Raw genomic sequence first — 20,415 nt, 5'->3', positions numbered from 1 at the left:
CCGAAACGGAGCGCACGACCGTACTCGAGTAGCCACTTCGTCGTGTGCACATCGGATGAATTCCGGACAGAATCGAGGTGCTATCGGCCGAAACCGATGTACCGCAACCAAAGGAGCTCGTCAGTGCCCACCCTCGAACGCGACGTCGCTATCGTCGGGGCCGGCCCTTCCGGCCTGGCCGCAGCAAACGAACTACGCAAGGCGGGCTTGTCCGTCGCGGTGCTGGAAGCGCGGGACCGCGTCGGTGGACGCACGTGGACGAACACCATCGACGGGGCCAGCCTGGAAATCGGCGGCCAGTGGGTCTCTCCCGATCAGGAGTCGCTGATCGCGTTGATCGACGAACTCGGCCTCGAGACGTTCGACCGGTATCGCGAGGGCGAATCGGTCTACATCTCCGCCGCGGGTGAGCGAACCCGATATTCGGGTGACTCCTTCCCCGTCGACGAGACGACCGAGAAGGAAATGGACCGGCTCATCGCACTGCTCGACGACTTGGCCGCCCAAATCGGCCCCGAAGAGCCATGGGCACATCCGCTCTCGCGTGAACTGGATACGGTCTCGTTCGAGCAATGGCTCGTGGACCGATCGGACGATCCCGAAGCACGAGGCAACATCGGCATGTTCATCGCCGGCGGCATGCTGACCAAACCGGCCCACGCGTTCTCGGCTCTACAAGCAGTACTGATGGCCGCCTCGGCAGGTTCGTTCTCACACTTGGTGGACGAGAACTTCATCCTCGACAAGCGTGTCGTCGGTGGCATGCAACAGGTGTCGATCCGGATGGCAGCCGCGCTCGGCGACGACGTCTTCCTGAACGCGCCGGTGCGCACGGTGGGGTGGAACTCCGACGGCGCAACGGTATTGGCCGACGGAGACATCGAGGTGCACGCCAAGCGTGTCATCCTCGCCGTTCCGCCGAACCTGTACTCGCGCATCTCCTACGACCCACCGCTGCCGCGTCGACAGCATCAGATGCACCAGCACCAGTCGCTGGGGTTGGTCATCAAGGTCCACGCCGTCTACGACACTCCGTTCTGGCGCGAGGACGGGTTGTCGGGAACCGGCTTCGGTGCCTCCGAAATCGTGCAGGAGGTCTACGACAACACCAACCACCAGGACAGCCGGGGCACACTGGTCGGCTTCGTGTCCGACGCCAAGGCCGACGCGATGTTCGAGCTCGACGAGCAGGATCGCCGCGCGAAGATTCTCGAATCCATCGCGCACTACCTCGGGCCCAAGGCAACCGAGCCGGTGGTCTACTACGAATCGGACTGGGGTTCGGAGGAGTGGACCCGCGGTGCGTACGCAGCGAGCTTCGATCTCGGCGGGCTCCACCGTTACGGCAAGGACAGCCGCACTCCCGTCGGCCCGATTCACTTCTCCTGCTCCGACATTGCCGCAGAGGGCTACCAGCACGTCGACGGCGCCGTTCGTATGGGTCACCGCACCGCCGCGGACATCGCGTCGACGCTCGGGAGGCAGTGATGCAGTGGACGATGCCGGCCGAAGGTGCACGGCACGAACGGACCTGGATGGCCTACCCGTCCGAGGGCTATTCGCTGGGCGATACGCCCGAGGAGCAGCACGAGGCGCGGACCACGTGGGCCCAGGTTGCACAGGCGGTCGCTCGATTCGAGCCGGTCACCGTCATCGTCGATCCCGCTGAAAGTGCCGTCGCGCGAACGTATCTGGCCGCCGACACCGCATTTCCCATCGACATCGTCGAAGCGCCGTTGAACGACGCCTGGATGCGCGACATCGGGCCCACGTTCGTGATGTCCGAGGACGGCCGTGTCGGCGGGGTCGACTGGGTGTTCAACGGCTGGGGCGCGCAGGACTGGGCGCGCTGGGACAAGGACTCGAAGATCGGCGCGCTCGTCATCGACAAATCCGGTGTCGACGCGATCGATTCACCGATCGTCAACGAGGGCGGCGGTATTCAGGTGGACGGACTGGGCACCGTTCTCGTCACCGAGACGGTGCAACTCGATCCCGGCCGCAATCCCACGCTGTCGAAGGCCGATATCGAAGCGGAACTGGCACGCACGATCGGTGCCACCACGGTGATCTGGCTTCCCCGGGGACTCACCCGTGACGCGGAAGAATTCGGAACACGGGGTCACGTCGACATCGTCGCTGCCATCCCCTCGCCCGGTGTCGTCCTGATCCACGACCAGCGCAACCCGGAACATCCCGATCACGATGTCAGCAAGACCGTGTTCGAGATTTTCGAGAACAGTACCGACGCACGCGGCGAAAAATGGACCATCGTGAAAGTGCCGGCACCAGAGCTTCTCCGCGACGAGGAGGGTTTCGTCGATTACAGCTACATCAATCACTACGTCGTCAACGACGGCGTGATCGCCTGTAGCTTCGGCGATCCCGCGGACGAAGAGGCTGCTGCCGTTCTTTCTGCGGCTTACCCGGACCGCACCGTCGTCACCGTCGATGCTCGGCCGCTCTTCGCCCGCGGGGGCGGAATTCACTGCATCACACAGAATCAGCCGCAAGCTCAGGCAGACTGAGTGGACGCGGGGGCAGGTTTCGAGAACTGCTCCCGCAACTCGTTCTTGCGAATCTTCCCCGTCGGATTACGCGGGATCTCGTCGACGAGAATGTAGCGCTTGGGGATCTTGTACCGCGCGAGTCGACCGCCGAGCGCATCCGCGATCGAATCGATTTCGACGGCTGCTCCCTCGACCACAGTGATCGCGGCAACGGCGGACTCACCCCATTTGTCGTCGGGCACACCGAACACCGCGCAACTGTCGATCCCGGGCACTTCGAGAAGTGCCGCCTCGACCTCGGCGGGATAGATGTTCTCCCCGCCCGAGATGATCATGTCCTTGAGCCGATCGACGATCGTGACGAAACCTTCTGCATCGGCAATTCCGATGTCGCCGGTACGCAGCCAGCCGTCGTCGAACACATCGGCCGTCGCTTCGGGGCGACCCCAGTACTCCTTCATGACGTTGGGGCCCTGGATCTGAATTTCACCGCGCTCCCCCGGACCGACGGGTTGCGACATCGCGTCGACGATCCTGACGTCGGAGAAGGTGTGCGGCACACCTGCGGTACCCATTTTGCGTTCGGCATCGATTGCAGCGAGCATCGTTGCACCAGGCCCACTTTCGGTGAGACCGTAGCCCTGGCACATCTTGATGCCGCGTTCGGAGTACGTCCGAAGTGTGCGCGGCGGTACCGGTGCGGCGGCCACCACCACCCGTCGCAGCGAGCTCAGATTCGTATCGTCCCACGCGGGATGCGACGCGAGCGAGTCCAAGATCGTCGGCACTCCGAACGTATACGTGATCGAACGTGATTCGACCAGATCGAGCACGCGTCCGGCATCGAACCCTTCCTCGATCACAACCGAGCCACCCTTGAACAGGACCGGTAGGGCAACCATGTCGAGCGCAGCGGTATGGAACAGCGGTGCGCAGACCAGTGCCACCTCGTCGCTGCACAGGTCGAGATCGAGGACTGCGTTGAGAACGGCGTACAGCACGTTGTCGTGAGTCATCGCGACACCTTTGGGCTTACCGGTCGTGCCGGAGGTGTACATGACGAAGCACAGATCCGCACCCTCCACCGCTTCGTCGATGCGCGTCGAGGGGGCCGCCGAGATCAGCGATTCGTACTCCTCGCCCAACGTCAGACGGCGCGCGGGGCCGTCACCGACGGCGGAGGTCGCGGTCTCCGCCAACGCCTCCGAGTGCACCAACACCGACAGACCCGAGTCCGTTACTGCGAAAGCAACTTCCGGTGCGGTCAACCGTGCGTTGAGTGGCACGAAGATCGCTCCGAGCACGCCGCAGGCGAACAGCACTTCGAGATAGGCAGGATGATTGGTGGACAACAGTCCGACTCGATCTCCGGGGGCCACGCCCAGCTCGCGCAGACCGTGCGCGAGCCGGGTGGTGCGCTCGTCGAGTTGTTCGTACGTCGAACTCTGCCCGCGGAACTCGATCGCGGTGGCTCGTGGGCACTGCCTGGTGCGTCGACGGATCCACGACCCGACTCCTTGATTACGCATCTGAAATCTGTTCCTCTCGGGTCCGTGATCTCAGTCGAACATGCGGTAGACGGCCTCGACGACGACCGCGGGCCGCTCGCTGCCTTCGAGTTCGATCGTCGCCGCAACGGTCAGCTGGGCTCCGCCCTTGGGTAGTTCTTCGTAGCTCTTCAGCGTCGCGGCCAGTCGAACTCGGCCGCCGGCGGGAACCGGGTTGGTGAAGCGGACCTTGTTCAAGCCGTAGTTGATCTTCGTGGTGACGCTGTCGACCACCAGCAGCTCCTCCCACATCGGGATGATCAGCGACAGAGTCAGATAGCCGTGCGCGATCGGCCCGCCGAAGGGACTTTCTGCCTTGGCGCGTTCGGGATCGACGTGGATCCACTGATGGTCGTCGGTGGCGTCGGCGAAGGTGTTTATGCGCTGCTGGGGCACCTCGATCCACGAACTGGTACCCAGTTCGGTGCCTTCAAGGTTCTTCAACTCGGCGAGAGTGGCGACGCGGGTGGTCATGATGTCTCCTTGGCGGACAGGCCGAGTGCGGCCAGTGCATTGGTCTTGAACACGAGTGGACGAATCTCGTCCTTGATGTCGAGCGCGGCGAAGTCCTTCATCCAGCGGTCCGGCGTCAGAACCGGAAAGTCGGATCCGAACAACACCTTTCGCTTCAGCATGGAATTCGCCGCCCGCACCAGTTGGGGCGGGAAGTATTTCGGGGACCACCCCGACAGGTCGATGTACACGTTCGATTTGTGTGTGGCGATCGAGATCTGCGCATCCGCCCACGGCACCGCGGGGTGCGCCATGATCACTGTCAGATCCGGGATATCCGCGGCGACGTCGTCGAGCAGCATCGGATCGGAGTAGCGCAGCTTGATGCCGTGACCACCGGGAAGTCCAGCGCCGATACCGGTTTGGCCGGTGTGGAACAGCGCGGGCACTCCGGCCTCGGTGATGGCCTCGTAGATCGGATAGAAGCGGCGATCGTTCGGCTCGAACCCCTGCATGCTGGGGTGGAACTTGAAGCCGCGAACACCGAACTCCTCGACGAGGCGATGCACCCGCCGCACTGCTGCTTTGCCCTGCCAGGGGTCGACCGAGCCGAAGGGGATCAGTACGTCGTTGTGGCGGGCGGCCCCTTCGGCGATCTCCTCCACCGAGTTCGGTGAATGCCCGGACGCTGCACCGGCATCGACGGTGAACACCACGGCGGCCATGTTTCGGGACCGGTAGTAGTCGGCGATCGCATCGATGCCGGGGGTGCGCTCCTCACCGGACTTGAAGTACTTCTCCGACGCTGCCATCAACTCGTCGTCGAGAGATCGGTGCCCGCAGCCGTCGATCTCGACATGGGTGTGCACATCGAGTGCGACGATCGCGTCGAAGTCGATGGCGCACTCGTATTTCGCGCTCATCGGGCCGGCTCGACGGGAAGGTTCTCCCCTACCGATTCGAGGCTGTCTCCGAAGGTCGCCGGCCAGGCATCGGCGATGTCCTCGGCCGACCAGCCGCCGTCGTGGTAGCTCGTGGCGATCATGTCGGGATGCGTCCACAGCGCCAGGCGGTCGCCGCCGATCGCAAAGGCCTGACCGGTCACGTCTGCACTCGCGTCGCTGGCCAGGAACGACACGATTCCTGCGGCGTCCGCGGGTGTTCCGAAGCCGAGTTCACGACGGGCGAAGGGCGGCAACGCATCTCCGTTACGCATGGCCTCGATGTACGGCTGCAGGAACGGGATGGTCTCGGTCATCGCTGTGGCCGCCACCGGGCAGACAGCGTTCACGGTGACGCCTGCACGCTGGAGCTCCATCGCCCAGGTACGCACCATGCCGACGATGCCTGCCTTGGAACCGGAGTAGTTCGTCTGGCCGAAGTTTCCGCGCTGGCCGGCAGGAGAGCCGATGCACACGATCCGGCCACCCTCACCCTGAGCGCGGAAGTGGACGGCTGCTTCACGCGCACAGGTGAACGTGCCGCGAAGGTGAACGTTGACCACGGCGTCGAAGTCGTCGTCGGACATCTTCCACAGCACCTTGTCGCGCAGGATCCCCGCGTTGGTGACCATGACGTCGAGACGACCGAACGACTCGATCGCCGCGGCGACCAACTTCTGTGCGGTCTCGGTGCTGCCCACCGGTGCCACGACGGCCACTGCCCGGCCACCCGCGTCGACGATCGAGGCGACAGCGGCGTCCGCGATCGCCTGGTCCACATCGTTGATCACGACGGCTGCGCCATGGCGCGCGAGGTCCTGGGCGTACGCCAGACCGAGCCCCTGCCCGCTCCCGGTGACGACGGCGACCTTGTTGTCGAGATTCATAGCTCTCTCCTCTTCGTGGTTTCCGAACTGAGAAAACCATCAATAATTGATAAAGTCAATGATTTACTTTTGCTAGGATCGTCGTCGATACGAGGAGCCCCATGACCGACATCGCCCCCCTGTCCGACGACATCGGATTCCTGCTGACGCGCGCAGGAACGTCGCTGACCGCCGCCGCCAAAACGGCACTGGCACCCTTCGAGCTGCGAGTACGGTCGTATTCCGTGCTGGCACTTGCCTGCGAGCATGCGGACGGACTCGGGCAACGGCAGCTCGCCGAGGAACTCGGCCTGGACCCGAGTCAGATCGTGGCGTTGGTAGACGATCTGGAGGCCCGCGAACTGATCAGCCGACGGGTCGACCCCGCAGATCGACGAAACAAGCGAATCGACGCCACCGACGCCGGCCGCACGCTGTGCGTCGACGCGCAGCGTGCGCTGGCGTCGACGCAGTCCGAGATACTGGCCGCCCTGGGCGACCGCGCCGTTCGAGAGCTACGACAGACGTTGCAAGCGATCGCCCCCGGACGGGAGTAGAGCCATGAACGCTGATCAGCGTTCGTAGACCACGCTTCCACCGACGATCGTCGCGATGATCGGTAGTTCGGGGATCCCGTCCGCCGGGCCCATCAGGTCTCCGCCCACTGCAGTGAAATCTGCGGGGCCGCCGACCACGATGGTTCCGGTGCCGTCGGTGAGACCGGCCGCTGCAGCCGCGTGACTGGTGTACCCATCAAGCGCTTGGCGCGCCGAGATCGCTTGCCGGGGTTGACGAGCAGGATCTTCCGGTCGGTCTGCCGGGCGGCGCAACCGGGCATCGGCCATGACGACTCGTGGATCGAAATGCGCTACCGGCCAATCGGACCCGAGCGCAACGGTGACACCGAGATCCAGAAGCTCTGCCACCGGCCAGCCCCGGTCGATCCGATCGCGGCCCATGCGCCGAGACCAATCGTCGGCCTCGTCGGCCCGGGTGTACCTGGTGCAGTGGGTCGGCTGCATAGATGCAGCGATACCGGCGGCGGCGATCGATGTCAGATCGTCGGGACAGACGGTTTCGAGGTGTTCGAGTCGATGCCTCACCCCACCGTCACCGAGGGCCGCCAGGGTCTGCACGCAGTGGTGCACAGCGGCATCGCCGATCGCATGGGTGGTGGTCGACACTGCGCGGCTGTGGAGTTCGCGCACCACGGCCGCGTAGCGATCCGGGTCGGTCCACGACGGCCGGGTCCCGTCGCCGTACAGGTCCGGGTGGCACAACCAGGCCGTCCCACCTTCTACGGTGCCGTCCATGAACAGTTTCGCGCCCGCGTACTGCCACCGAGTCCCGGCGGTGCTGTGTACCAGCGCAGCCAGTTGCTCGACCCGTTCGGCAGGATGATCCGGCTGCACCCAGCCGTACACCCAGAACCGCAGTCCGGCGTCGTCCTGGTCGAGCGCCCGAATCATCTCCACGGTCCCGGGGAGATCGTCCATGACGTGCACTCCGGTCAGCCCTACCGACGCCATCTCTTCGGTCACGCTGTGCAGCAGCGACTTTGCCGCTCCGACATTCTGCGCAGGCATCACATGCTCGACGAGATGGATGGCCGGTTCTTCGATCAGGTGACCGGTGGGGATTCCACTACCGTCGACCGCCACTCGGGCAACGCCGTGGTCGAAGGTTTCTCGGCCGCTCACTCCAGCGATATCGAGTGCGGCCCGGTTGGCCAGTGACGAATGCGCGTCGTAGAACCGAATCAGTACCGGAGTCGTGACCGACTCGGAAATGGCAGCGAAACTCGGAGCCTGCCCACCGAACACGTTGTGGTTCAGACCCCAGCCGCGAATCCAGCCGTCCGTCGGTTGCGCGTCGTGCAGCACCCGACGAACGTCGTCCAGAGTTTCGCATCGACTGAAGTCCACCCCGAGTGACATCAACGCGCCCTGCACCACGTGCGTGTGGGCGTCGACCCATCCGGGCGTCACGGTGCTGCCGGCCAGGTCGATGATCTGCGTTCCGGGACCGCTGCATCCCAGGACGTTGTCGGTGCTGCCGACCGCGATCACCCGGTTGTCTCGGACTGCGACGGCTTGCTGCGGCTCCGCACCGTCCACCTGGGTGAGCACGGTTGCGTTGATCAGAATCAGGGTGGCGTCAGTCATGTCGCACTCCTCGTGCATCGTCGGCGCGTGTCCTGGTCGATGTGGTCGACGGGCCGGCCTGGGTATCGGGAAGTATTTCGGAATCGATGTCGGTGGTGCCCAGGCGTGCATACACCTGGGGTCGACGCGCTCGGATCCACAGAGCCAGCGCCGAGCCCAGCGCGAACACCACGACAGAACCGATGGACGCGACGGTGTTCACCACCGGATCGGTCGTCAGCGTGGCAATTTCGATCTTGTCGATGACGAGGTACAGAGCGATGCCGATAAGCACGAAGGCAGCGATCCCGGCGATCGCCGCGCCCAGATCGCGCGCCACCTCTTTACCTCGCAGGAAGAACACGGCTACCGACAGCGAGGTGAGCCATTGCAGCGCAAGGATTCCCACGGTTCCTGTACTCGCTGTCCAGGCGGCCAACTGTAGGACGGGATCGACGCTTGCGACTCCGAAACACAGGATCGCCACCACTGCGGTCACCGTCTGCACGATACTGGCGATGTGGGGCGACAGGTGCTTGCTGTGCACGGAGCTCAGCCGCACCGGGAAGATTCCTTCACGACCGAGTGCGTATCCGTACCTGGTGATCGCGTTGTGGAAAGCCAACAGAGCTGCGAGTCCGCTGGACACGATCAGAACGCGCATCACATCCGTTGCTGCACTGCCGACATAGGTCTGCATTGCGGTGAAGAAGAACCCGGCGGGGTCGGCCGCTGCAGCAGCGACCGCGTTCTCGGCACCGAACGCCATGACCGCGATCCAGACGACGAAGCAGTAGAAGACCGCGAGGAAGATCACCGCGGCATACGTCGCCCGCGGGACCGTCCGGTCCGGACGCACGGCCTCGTTGCGGAACAGCGCAGTTGCCTCGAACCCCACGAACGCGGCGAACGATACGGCGAGTACCGCTCCCATCGACCCGGTGAACACGTTCTCGGGGTAGAACGGCTGCAGGTTCAGACCGCTTGCTCCGCCTTGGGCGATCACGGCGATCGCCAGGACGAGAAGTACCAACACCTCCAGAACGAGCAGCACACCGAGGATCTTCGCTCCCACCCGAATCGATCGGTAGCCGAGCACCGACACGATGGCAGCAGCAACCAACGACCACAACCACCACGGCAGGTCTACTCCGACGAAGTCGTTCACGGTCGCCTTGGTCACCGCGCCGAACAGTCCGTAGGTGCTTATCTGTAGAAGCGTGTAGCCCACGACGGCCACCAGTGCGCTGCCCAGACCGGCAACCTTGCCCAACCCCATCCGGATGTAGGAGTAGAACGCGCCGTTGTTGTGCACGTGCCGGGCCATTTTCGTGAAGCCGATGGCGAATACCGTGCTGATCAGGCCTGCGCACAGGTATCCCGCGGGCGCACCGATGCCGCCCACCAGCAGCGCGATGGGAGCAACGGCCACCATCACGGTCAGGGGGGCCGCGGCAGCGATGACGAAGAAGACGATGTCGCGCGAGTTCAGACTGGCGCGGTCGAGGGCGTTGGGCTGCCCGGAATGTTGGGGAATGGTCATGGCCGGCTCCGTGTGGTTAATCCAACGACGTTTGGTTTTGCTGTAACCTAGACCACAGTTCGCAGTTCGACAAGACCCCGAACGACAAGGAGTCGATGTGGCAAGGCCAAGAACAGCACTGCTCGACGTAGACAGCATCGTCGACGCGGCGCTGCACATCACCGATGCCACAGGCGATTTCACCGTCAAACAGCTCGCATCGAAGCTCCACGTACACCCGTCCTCGCTCTACCATCACGTGACCGGACGCGACGAGGTGATCGACCGAATGCGAGCCAGAATCGGACGCACGATCGACAGTTCGGGATTCGGCACCTGCCCGTGGGACGAGGCCTTGATCAGGCTGGCATGGTCCTATCGGGCGGCATTCGCCCAACATCCCGGGTCCATTCGCCTGTTCGCCACCTCGCGTGTGCGCGACCGTGAATCACTCTCGGAGTACGAGCGCATCGCCGAGGGTCTGCACGCGGCGGGCTTCGATTGGCCCGAAGTGCTGCCGATCATCATCGCGTTCGACAACTTCATTCTCGGCTCTGCCCTCGACATGGGCAGCGGCGGAAACCTCTACACACCGGATTCGCAGGCGCACCCGGCACTGACGGCAGCGGTGGGCGACCCCGAGGAACAACCGGATCCCACCGACGTGGCCTTCGAACTCGGCCTGTCGGCGTTACTCGTCGGCCTCAGGCAGCGTCTCGTCGATCGCTGACCGCCGGCCGGCCGCAGTCGACACCCGCTGCACGCCACGCGGTGCGGCGCGCGCATGTCACGCGCGCGGACGTGCCGACGCGACGAGCATCGTCAGACCCATCTCGAAGGCGCGGGTGGCGATGGGGTCATCGACGTCCTCGTCCTGCACCGTCTCGTAGGCCGCGGCCAGTCGCGGAAAAGCCTCCTCCTGGCCTGCCGGATCGAACACGACACTCGGGCCGGACATGTCGAGGACACTACCGAGGATGAACGATTCGAATGCGGTCAGCAAAGGCAGGACGTCCCGGCTGGTCCAGCCCACCGCCTCGGCAGCAACCGAGAAATCCTCGTACTCCGCCAACAGCACCGGGGACGATGCGCGCGTGGTCATCAGCAGGGGAACCGCGCGGTGATGCTGCGCGAAGGCGAATCGATAGGACCTGGCCCAGGCGACGAGGCCGTCCTCCCAGTGCAATTCGCGTAGCGGTGCGGAGTCGATTCGGGCCGAGACCAAAGCTCGAACGTCTTCGATCATTGCCGCGCGGTCGGCCACGTGGTTGTAGAGGGAAGTAGGGTTCACGCCCAATTTCAGCGCCACTCCCCGCATGCTGGCACCCTCGGCTCCATGCCGATCGACCAGCGCCAATGCGGTGCGCGCAATCAGGTCACGGCTCAAAAGGGCGCGAGGTGGTCGTGCCATGGTCGCCTCCTCTCGGGCGGTCGTCGACGTACCGACAGCTTTGCATGTCGGCAGTTTTTTCTGTTCACCCGTTCCCAAAACCGACAGTGTGTGTTTTAGTTCTGGTCATGACTTCTCCTTCCTTCACCGTGGTCGAGGCCGATGTCGCCGGCGTGGCCGCCGCGCTCGCCGAGGGCACCGTGACGAGCGTCGAACTCGTGGCGCGCTACCTGAACCGCATCGGGTACTTCGACCGAACGGGTATCGCCCTGAACGCCGTACCGGTACTCAACCCCGACGCATTCGAGGAAGCAGCCGCATCCGACCGACGCCGAGCCGCCGGACAGACCCTGGGCCCGATGGACGGCATCCCGTACACGGCGAAGTCCAGCTACAAGGTGCGCGGACTACCGGTGACGGCCGGCTCGCCCGCCTTCGAGGGCCTCGTCGCGACCGACGACGCGTTCGCCGTGGCCCAATTGCGAGCGGCCGGTGCGATTTGCCTCGGCCTGACCAACATGCCGCCGATGGCAGCGGGCGGAATGCAACGCGGACTCTACGGGCGCGCCGAAAGCCCCTACGCCGCAGAATTTCTCACCTCGGCATTCGGCTCGGGTTCCTCCAACGGCTCGGGTACAGCGACGGCTGCGAGCTTCGCCGCCTTCGGACTCGCCGAAGAAACCTGGTCTTCCGGACGCGCACCCGCGTCGAACAACGCCCTCGTCGCGTACACGCCCTCCCGTGGGGTCATCTCGGTGCGCGGCAACTGGCCGTTGGTCCCCACCATGGATGTCGTTGTGCCGCATGCGCGTACGGTCGACGATCTATTGCGCCTACTCGACGTGGTCGTCGCGGACGACGCCGTCACCGACGGCGACCTCTGGCGCATGCAGGACTGGGTTCCGATTCCAACAGCGTCGGAGGTCCGGCCCGCGTCCTTCACCGATCTACCCCCACTGCCGCTGCAGGGACTCCGACTCGCCGTGCCGCGGCTGTACATCAACGGCGATCCCGACAGTGCGTACCCGATCCACACCCGCGATTCGGTGATGACTCTGTGGCGCACCATGCGCGACGCCTTGGTTGCGGCAGGTGCAGAGGTGATCGAAACCGACTTCCCCGTCGCGGAGAATTACGAAGGCCTGCACCCGGACTCTCGCACGATGGTCGACCGCGGCTTGGTTCCCGCCGAGTTCCTCGAGCGAGAGTTGGAAGAACTGTCGGTGTGGGCGTTCGACAGCTTCCTCGCCGCGAACGGTCAGCCCGGCCTGAGCGGGTTGACCGAGACCGACGCGGGGCGCATCTTCCCGCATCCCACCGGCGCGCTCCCCGATCGCTACGGCATTCTCCCGTTCGACACGGCCTACGATCTGGCGGACTACGTTCCCATGGCTGCGGCCGGAGTAACACCGTTCGATCGCATCCCGTCCGTGGAGGCGGGAATGCGTGGGCTGGAGGAAGTCCGCCGCGTCGATTTCGAGAAGTGGTTGCAGGACAATCGGTTCGATGCGGTTCTCTTCCCGGCCGTTGCCGACGTCGGTCCCGCCGATGCCGATGTCGACGTGGCATCCGCCGATATCGCGTGGCGCAACGGTGTATGGGTGGCCAACGGCAATCTCGTCCCCCGCCACCTCGGTATCCCGACCGTCACCGTTCCCATGGGATCGATGAGCGACACGTCCATGCCGGTCGGCCTGACCCTGGCCGGTGCCGCGTACTCCGATTCGACCCTGCTGCGTCTTGCCCGTTCCGTCGACGCCCTCGGGGCACGACGAGTGGCACCCACACGCACCCCGGCATTGAGCGACGAGCAGATCTTCGACCAGCGCGCTGGAGCCGGCAGCGGGCCGGCCGTCTCGGTGCGCGACGTGCAGCTGCTGCCGGGTTCTGCGGGCGACGAGCTGTCCTTCGTCGTCGAGGTCACCGACGGGAGTGCCGATGACGTGCAGGCCTTCGTCGACGGCGTTCGTGTGCCGCTGTCGGTGACGAACGGCATTGCCACCGCATCGATGTCGGTCCCAGCGGGTGCGCACGATGCCCGGCACAGCGAGTGGCGGGCACCGTACGGGCCGCTTGTTGTCGCCGTCGCTCGCGGCGCCAACGGTGGGGTTGCCGGCACCGTGGCCACGACCGAGGGATCGCCTCTCTGACCACGATTTCATCGTCGCTTCCCGCTGCCGCGACAGAAGCCGGCAGCACGTGAACCGACGGTGCCTGTTCTACCCATTCGGGCATTCGGCCCACCGACAACGAGGCAGCTCATGACCGTTCCGCTGACGCCCGACGCCACCCGCCTTCCGCTCGATCCCCGTCGAGGCACCTCGACGTTCGGTATGTCCGTACTGGGGCTGCTGACGGCGAACCTGTTGCCGTTCATGGTGATTGCGCTTCAGGACTCCCTCGGCGTCAGCGTCGCCGAGGCGGGAACCATCATGACGGGCTCGTTGCTCGCCACCGCGCTGGCCTGTATCGCCGTGACCCGGCTGGCCGAGGGATCACAGCGAATCGCGGTGGCCCGAGTAGGCCTCGTGGTGACCGCACTCGGATTCGGTGTCGCGGCATTCCCACTCGGCACCACCGCTACCGTCGTCGGCGTGATCGTCGGAGGCGCCGGAGCCGGCGGCGCGCTGGCCGCGAGCGGGGCAGCGCTTGCGGCACTGCGCAATCCCAACCGGATGTCGGCTGCGAACGGTCTCGTGAACCGAGCCGTCGTGACGCTCGTACTCGCGGTGATCCCACTCGTCGGGGTGGGTCTGGGCAGTGTCTACGGCTTCGTCGCAGGTCTGGCGATCGTGTTGCTGGCGACGTCCGGTTGGCTGCCCTCGGCACCCGTACTCGACTCACCTGACCCCGTGCGACGGACTGTCGATCCGCATGCCTCGGTAAACCAGCGGCGCATCACTGTTGCCGGAGTGTCCCTGTTGGTGATGTATGCAGTGTGGGCGATCAGCGAGGATTCCCTCTGGGCGATCGCCGGCACCATGGGCGCGGACAATGCACAGCTGAGCGACGCGGCTCTCGGCGTGGTGCTCAGCGCATCCAGCGCTGGAGGATTCTTCGCCGCCCTCGTGCTCATCTTTCTCGGCGACCGAGTAGGGCGCGCACTTCCGATGGCCGTTCTGCTCGTCGTCGGAGGTGCCCTGAAACTCGGTACATCCCTTGCCACCGACCCCACGGTGTACGGCGTACTCCTCGTCGCCTGGAACTCGGTGTACCTGGCGGCCTTCCTGTTCTTCATCGCCACCGCGGCCGCCTTGGATGCCAACGGTAGATTCTCCGGCCCCTCGCTCGGCGTGTATCTCGTGGGCACCAGCTTCGCTCCCGCGTTCGGCGGTTGGCTCGTGGAGTCGTTCGGCTACAGCACTTTCGGCTGGGTCGTAGGCGTGGCCAGTTGGCTGTTGGTCGTACCGGTCGTTCTCGTCGCACGCCTGTCCACCCGCGTCGAACAAGCAGAAAAGCAAGCAAGACAATCGAATTCGCTACCGCAGGAGACCCCTCGATGACTACCCCCACCACTCGCACCGCACTGGTGAACGGCAGGATCCTCAGTTCCGTCGGCACGCTGGAGGCCGTCGCCGACGGCACCCTGGCCGAGGCCGACTGCGTGGTGGTCGACGGCGACCACATCGCCGAGGTCCACCTGCCCGGCACTGCGCACGCATCGTCCGCCGACGTGACAGAGGATCTCGACGGCCGATTCGTACTCCCCGGATTCATCGACTCACACGTCCACCTGTTGTGGCTCGGTGCCGGACTGAGCAGCGTAGCTCTCACCGACGCAGGCGATTTCACGGAGATCAGGCGACGGCTGGTCGAGGCACGAGAATCCCTCGGCCCCGACGCGACCATGCTGCGCGGCCGCGGCTGGCTTTTCGATGCCGTCGACGGCGAACCCACTGCAGCCATGCTGGACGATGTCGTCTCGGACATCCCGGTACTTCTCGACTCCAACGACATGCACTCGATCTGGGCCAACACCGCCGCACTCGAGGCCATGGGAATCGACGCCACGACAACCGATCCAGCCGGTGGTCGGATCTCGCGTCTGCCCGACGGCTCCCCCGCCGGAATGTTGTACGAACGTGCCGCGCACGAATTGGGCTGGAGCTATCTGTCTTCGGTCACCTCGAACGAGGATCGCGAGCAGCACATGGTGGTGGCGTTGGACGCATTCGCCGCCGCCGGTGTCACCTCGGTCGTCGACATGGGAATGGACGAAGACGGCTGGCGTGCGCTGTGCGGTGTTGCGGAGCGGTCGGGAGGCCGGTTGCCGGTCCGTGTCTCGGCGCATTGGCTCGTCGTCGACACCGGCGACGCGCGCCGCAATCTGGAACAGGTGAACCGGGTTCTCGAGCTACGCAACGACCCGACACCGTGGCTCGAGCTCGTCGGCATCAAGCTCGTCCTCGACGGGGTGATCGACGCGTGCACTGCAGCATTGAACTACCCGTACGCCAACGGCACCAACGGAGATCTGCTCTGGTCCGCCGACGCCCTGCTCCCTGTCGTTGTCGCCGCGGACGCTGCTCGCCTGCGTCTGGCCATTCACGCGATCGGCGATCAGGCCAGCGACATGGCTCTCGACGTTCTCGAGGGCATGATCCACGTCAATCCCATGTGGGACCGACGACCACGGCTCGAGCATCTCGAAATCGTCAGCACGCAGACACCGGATCGAATGGCTCGGCTGGGCATCACGGCATCGGTGCAGCCGGTGCACTCCGACCCTGCGATTCAACCGAACTGGCGTGCCCAGTTGGGCGACGACCGCGTCGAACGCGGTTACCCGTGGACGTTGTTCACCGCTGCGGGTGCACGCCTCGCATTCGGTACCGATGCCCCGACCGCGCCCCACGAAGCAATCGCGAATCTGTACATCGCCGTGACGAGACGCTCGGCCACCGACCACTCGCTGCCACCGAACGAGCCGCAGTTCGCGGTGCCGCTCGACGCCGCCCTGCGCCACGCGACATTCGACTCCGCCGCGTCCTTCGATGCCGATTCGCGGGTCGGTCGAATCCGCCCCGGCATGTACGCCGACCTCGTCGTACTGGACGGTGACGTGCTCGCCGAAGGCAATCTGTTGGCTGTGTCCGTCGCACGGACCATCGTCGGCGGTAAGACGGTGTTCGAGAAAGAGACCGAGAAAAGCAATGTCTGACACCGTGTTCGATTTCTTCGCGCAGCCCGAGCTGCCCACGCCCACTCTCGAGTCCGACGAAGTGTGCCGGCTGATGGACGAGAACTTCGGACTGGCATGCACTCTCACCGAGCTCGGCAGCCAGCAGGATCAGAACTTCGTGGTCCGCGACATCGGCAGCGGTGCCCCGGTCGGTGTTCTCAAGCTCAGCAACCCTGTTTTCAGTGAGTCCGAGATCGAGTTGCAGGACCTTGCCGCGAATATCGTTGCCGAGCGAGAGCCGATGCTGCGTACCCCGAAGGTGGTCACCGGCCCGCGCGGACCGATGTCTGCATGGTGGAATTCCTCGCAGGGGCGCATCCACGGCCGGGTCATCGAATTCATCTCGGGCACAACGCTCATGGGTTCGAACTATCTCTCCCCCGCCACGGCCGCACGGATGGGCGAGCTCGCCGGCAAGGTGAGCGTCGCGCTCTCCGATGTCGACCACCCAGCATCGGGCCGGGTGCTGCAGTGGGATCTGCGCCACGCCGATCGCGTCATCGCAACACTGATGCCCGACGAGCCGGACCAGGAGGTCAGCGGATTCATCACCGAGGTCACCGCATCGGCCATGCACCAGTTGCAGGCAGTGTCGGCCGACCTGCCCGTTCAGCTCGGTCACTTCGACATCACCGACGACAACGTCCTTGCGTCGACGACACCCGGGTCGCTCCCCGACGCCGTCATCGACTTCGGTGACGTCAGCCAGTCGTGGGCGGTAAACGAAATCGCAGTCACGGTGTCTTCACTGTTGCACCACGACGGTTTCAGTCCGGTCGACGCCGTCCCCGCCATCCGCGCCTTCCATGCCGCACGGCCGCTGAGCGAGAACGAGATCGAGGCACTGTGGCCGCTGGTCACGCTGCGCGGAGTGGTCCTGGTGCTCAGCGGCCGTCAGCAGGTAAGGCTCGACGCCGGAAACTCGTACGCCGACGCCGCGCTGGATCGCGAGTTCCGCATCCTCACCCAGGCAGCATCGGTGCCGTGCGCCGTGATGACCGAAACCATCCGTCGGGCATTGGGTTTCATTGACCGTCCGCGACCGACATGGCAGGGCGCACCGCTGGTCGCCGGTGTGTCCGACGCAGTGACCATCGACGCTGGCACCACGTCGACCGTCAACGACGAAGGACGCTGGCTGGACCGCCACACCTTGACGGCCGCCGCGCTTGCCGCGCTCGATGCCGGCGCTCCCGCAGCAGTGGTACCCGCGTGGTCTGCTCGGCTCACCGGTGGCCCCAGCCGCACTCCCGCAGAGCCGGCCACGATCTCCACTGCGCTGACCATCTGGCTCGCCCAGGACACCCCGCTCGACGTGCCCGCAGACTGCTACACCACGCACACCGACGACGGCATCACCGTCACGTCCGGTGACGACGAAGTCCACTTCGGCGGAGTGCCGAACTCGGCGAATTCCATTGTGCTGCAGGCACGCACACCGATCGACGTCCAGCTCACCCGGTCGAACTCGGGTCCGATACCACTGCGCGTTCAGCCCTCGTACGCCCACGGGTGGTCGGTACTCACAGGTGACCCGGCACCGGCGCTCGGGCTGCCCGCTACCGTCGTCGCCCCCGAGGACGACACCCTCGAGCGGCGCGAACGACTGCTCGCCGAGGTTCAGGAGCACTACTACGCAAAGCCTCCCCGTATCGAGCGAGGCTGGCGTGAGTACCTCGCCGACGTCGACGGCCGGGTCTACCTCGACATGGTCAACAACGTCGCCTCCGTCGGTCATGCCCACCCGAAGGTGGTGGCAGCCGCCAATCGACAGATGCACCTGCTGAACACCAACTCGCGCTTCAACTACCGTGCGATCACCGAGTTCGCAGAACGCATCACCGCGACCCTTCCCGACGAGCTCGACACCGTGTTCTTCGTCAACTCCGGCTCGGAAGCGACCGATCTCGCCATCCGCATCGCGATGGCCGCGACCGGACGTACCGATATCGTGGCCATGAAGGAGGCCTACCACGGGTGGACCTTCGCCAGCGATGCCGTCTCGACCTCGATAGCCGACAATCCCAATGCGCTTGCCACCCGGCCGGACTGGGTACACACCGTCGATGCCGCCAATTCCTACCGCGGTAAGCACCGCGGTGACGATGCGGCCCGCTACGCCCCCGAAGCCGTGCAGTTCATCGACGACCTGGCCGCGGCAGGCACACTCCCCGCCGGGTTCATCGCCGAGTCCTATTTCGGCAACGCCGGCGGTGTCGCACTTCCCGACGGCTACCTCCAGCAGGTGTACGCCGCGGTGCGCAGGCACGGCGGTGTCGCGATCTCCGACGAAGTGCAGGTGGGTTACGGCCGACTCGGAAAATGGTTCTGGGGCTTTCAGCAACAGCAGGCGATTCCCGACGTCGTCGCCGTCGCGAAATCCATCGGCAGCGGCCAACCCGTCGGTGTCGTGGTCACCACCCGAAAAATTGCCGACCGCTACCGCACCGGTGGCTACTTCTTCTCGTCCACGGGCGGGTCCCCGGTGTCGTCGGTGATCGGTCTCGCCGTACTCGACGTCATTCAGCAAGAGAGCCTGCAGGAGAACGCTCGCGTGATCGGTGGCCACCTGAAGTCTCGGCTCCGTGCGCTCGCCGCCCAACATCCCATCGTGGGTGCCGTGCACGGATCCGGACTCTATCTGGGACTGGAATTCATTCGCGACCACACCACCCTCGAGCCCGCCACCGAGGAAACCGAAGCCATCTGCAACCGTCTCCTCGAACTGGGAGTCGTCATGCAACCCACCGGCGACTACCAGAACGTCCTCAAAATCAAGCCACCGCTGTGCGTTTCGAGAGAATCGGTCGACTACTTCGTCGACTCGTTGGACAGAGTGCTGACGACAGGTTGGTGACGTCTTCGGCACGTAGTGCACTGAGCTCCGACCCGGACGCCCCGAAGAAGGCTATGCTCGGCCGGTGCGAAAGGTGACGAGTGTCGCGAGCCTGGACCTGAATCTGTTGGTGTCGCTCGACGCGCTTCTGCAGCACAAGAGCGTGACCAACGCTGCGCGGCAGCTCAACCTGAGTCAGCCTGCGTTGTCGGCAGCGCTGGCCCGGTTGAGACGGCACTTCGACGACGAGCTTCTCTATCGGGTCGGCAACGAGTACCACCTGACGCCGCTGGCTGCCGAACTCCGCCAACGCGCCGGACTGGCTTTGGACGGTGTCGAGCGGGTCTTCTCTGCTCGACCGGAATTCAGCCCGTACGAGTCGACGCGTGAGTTCGGCGTCTTGATGAGCGATTACGGCATCACCGTATTGGGCGAGACGCTCGCCGGGCTTTTTGCCGAGGCCGCGCCCCATGCTCGTCTGCGTTTCAGCCCGACCAGTCCGGATCTGGTGGCCCGTGCCGAGCAAACGCTGGTGGGCACCGACCTGATGCTGGTGCCACACGGTTTCGTGACCGATCTGCCACACCGCGATCTGTATCGCGATCGTTGGGTGATGATCGTGTCCTCGGACAACGACCACATCGGTTCCACCATGAGCGTCGACGACTTGAAGAACTCTCCTTGGGTTGTGGTGTTCCATGGCCAGTCGGCGGCCACGCCGGCGGACCGGCAACTGCGGATGCTCGGCATCGAGCCGAACGTCCAGGTGATCACCGAGAGCTTCCTCACCGTGCCCAACCTCGTTGCCGGCAGCAATCGCATTGCGCTGCTTCAAGAAAAGCTGGTGAATCTTCTTCCCGCGGGCTCGGGGGTGCGCACCATGGAGTGTCCTGTGGAACTGGGTGCACTGGTGGACACCATGTGGTGGCACCCCGTTTACGACCGCGATCCCGAGCATACTTTTCTGCGCGACATCGTCGTTCGAGCAGCAGACGCCGCCACCGCCGACACGAGGTGACGGCCC

The 20,415-nt window shown here is 64.9% G+C and carries 16 protein-coding genes; 9 read left to right on the top strand and 7 right to left on the bottom strand.

Annotation, left to right across the window (positions count from 1 at the left end):
* Nucleotides 1-96 precede the first annotated feature (96 nt).
* Nucleotides 97-1,488, top strand: a complete 1,392-nt coding sequence (locus ACIGGF_RS08130) for a flavin monoamine oxidase family protein (RefSeq protein WP_397520867.1) — start codon at nt 97-99, stop codon at nt 1,486-1,488.
* Nucleotides 1,488-2,528, top strand: coding sequence for an agmatine/peptidylarginine deiminase (locus ACIGGF_RS08125; protein WP_397520866.1), 1,041 nt, complete (start codon nt 1,488-1,490; stop codon nt 2,526-2,528). The genes ACIGGF_RS08130 and ACIGGF_RS08125 overlap by 1 nt, the downstream gene beginning before the upstream one ends.
* Here ACIGGF_RS08125 and ACIGGF_RS08120 read toward each other — a convergent pair.
* From ACIGGF_RS08120 to ACIGGF_RS08105, 4 genes are read right to left on the bottom strand one after another with little or no spacing between them, the layout of a single operon-like run.
* A complete protein-coding gene (locus ACIGGF_RS08120; RefSeq protein WP_397520865.1) occupies nt 2,516-4,039 on the bottom strand; it encodes a long-chain fatty acid--CoA ligase in 1,524 nt (507 codons plus the stop codon). The two genes, ACIGGF_RS08125 and ACIGGF_RS08120, sit on opposite strands and share 13 nt — an antisense overlap.
* Before the next feature lie 30 nt (nt 4,040-4,069).
* Complete coding sequence (gene couM, locus ACIGGF_RS08115) at nt 4,070-4,531, bottom strand: p-hydroxycinnamoyl-CoA hydratase (RefSeq protein WP_167328302.1); 462 nt, start codon at nt 4,529-4,531, stop codon at nt 4,070-4,072.
* Nucleotides 4,528-5,433 carry a 4-hydroxyphenyl-beta-ketoacyl-CoA hydrolase gene (gene couO, locus ACIGGF_RS08110; RefSeq protein ID WP_397520864.1) on the bottom strand — a complete coding sequence of 302 codons (906 nt, stop codon included), beginning with the start codon at nt 5,431-5,433 and terminating at the stop codon, nt 4,528-4,530. Before couO ends, couM begins: the two co-directional genes overlap by 4 nt.
* Complete coding sequence (locus ACIGGF_RS08105; RefSeq protein ID WP_397520863.1) at nt 5,430-6,338, bottom strand: SDR family NAD(P)-dependent oxidoreductase; 909 nt, start codon at nt 6,336-6,338, stop codon at nt 5,430-5,432. The genes couO and ACIGGF_RS08105 overlap by 4 nt, the downstream gene beginning before the upstream one ends.
* Before the next feature lie 101 nt (nt 6,339-6,439).
* Here ACIGGF_RS08105 and ACIGGF_RS08100 point away from each other — a divergent pair, with 101 nt between their 5' ends.
* On the top strand, nt 6,440-6,874 hold the full coding sequence (locus ACIGGF_RS08100) for a MarR family winged helix-turn-helix transcriptional regulator (protein WP_222092595.1): 435 nt from the start codon (nt 6,440-6,442) through the stop codon (nt 6,872-6,874).
* A 15-nt stretch (nt 6,875-6,889) separates the two neighbouring features.
* Here the strand turns inward: ACIGGF_RS08100 and ACIGGF_RS08095 are convergent, their stop codons facing one another.
* Entirely contained in the window at nt 6,890-8,482 is a 1,593-nt protein-coding gene (locus tag ACIGGF_RS08095) for an amidohydrolase (protein WP_397520862.1), read from the bottom strand.
* On the bottom strand, nt 8,475-10,004 hold the full coding sequence (locus tag ACIGGF_RS08090; protein ID WP_397520861.1) for an APC family permease: 1,530 nt from the start codon (nt 10,002-10,004) through the stop codon (nt 8,475-8,477). Before ACIGGF_RS08090 ends, ACIGGF_RS08095 begins: the two co-directional genes overlap by 8 nt.
* A gap of 97 nt (nt 10,005-10,101) precedes the next feature.
* On the opposite strand from ACIGGF_RS08090, the gene ACIGGF_RS08085 reads away from it, so the two are divergent.
* A complete protein-coding gene (locus ACIGGF_RS08085; protein ID WP_397520860.1) occupies nt 10,102-10,713 on the top strand; it encodes a TetR/AcrR family transcriptional regulator in 612 nt (203 codons plus the stop codon).
* 57 nt (nt 10,714-10,770) lie between these two features.
* Here ACIGGF_RS08085 and ACIGGF_RS08080 read toward each other — a convergent pair whose 3' ends face one another.
* Nucleotides 10,771-11,394 (bottom strand): TetR/AcrR family transcriptional regulator, encoded by a 624-nt coding sequence (locus ACIGGF_RS08080; protein WP_397520859.1) that lies wholly within the window; start codon nt 11,392-11,394, stop codon nt 10,771-10,773.
* Nucleotides 11,395-11,501: 107 nt separating this feature from the next.
* Here ACIGGF_RS08080 and ACIGGF_RS08075 point away from each other — a divergent pair, with 107 nt between their 5' ends.
* From ACIGGF_RS08075 to ACIGGF_RS08055, 5 genes are all read left to right on the top strand, one after another.
* Nucleotides 11,502-13,523 (top strand): amidase, encoded by a 2,022-nt coding sequence (locus ACIGGF_RS08075; protein WP_397520858.1) that lies wholly within the window; start codon nt 11,502-11,504, stop codon nt 13,521-13,523.
* 111 nt (nt 13,524-13,634) lie between these two features.
* Nucleotides 13,635-14,876 carry an MFS transporter gene (locus ACIGGF_RS08070; RefSeq protein WP_397520857.1) on the top strand — a complete coding sequence of 414 codons (1,242 nt, stop codon included), beginning with the start codon at nt 13,635-13,637 and terminating at the stop codon, nt 14,874-14,876.
* Entirely contained in the window at nt 14,873-16,534 is a 1,662-nt protein-coding gene (locus ACIGGF_RS08065; protein ID WP_397520856.1) for an amidohydrolase, read from the top strand. The genes ACIGGF_RS08070 and ACIGGF_RS08065 overlap by 4 nt, the downstream gene beginning before the upstream one ends.
* A complete protein-coding gene (locus tag ACIGGF_RS08060; RefSeq protein ID WP_397520855.1) occupies nt 16,527-19,412 on the top strand; it encodes an aminotransferase in 2,886 nt (961 codons plus the stop codon). The genes ACIGGF_RS08065 and ACIGGF_RS08060 overlap by 8 nt, the downstream gene beginning before the upstream one ends.
* Before the next feature lie 64 nt (nt 19,413-19,476).
* A complete protein-coding gene (locus ACIGGF_RS08055; RefSeq protein ID WP_397520854.1) occupies nt 19,477-20,409 on the top strand; it encodes a LysR family transcriptional regulator in 933 nt (310 codons plus the stop codon).
* Nucleotides 20,410-20,415: the final 6 nt, after the last annotated feature.

Source organism: Rhodococcus sp. NPDC078407 (genome assembly GCF_044542515.1).
GTDB lineage: Bacteria > Actinomycetota > Actinomycetes > Mycobacteriales > Mycobacteriaceae > Rhodococcoides.
The sequence above is the reverse complement of the archived record's forward strand: the minus strand, read 5'-3'. Positions and strand labels throughout refer to the sequence as shown.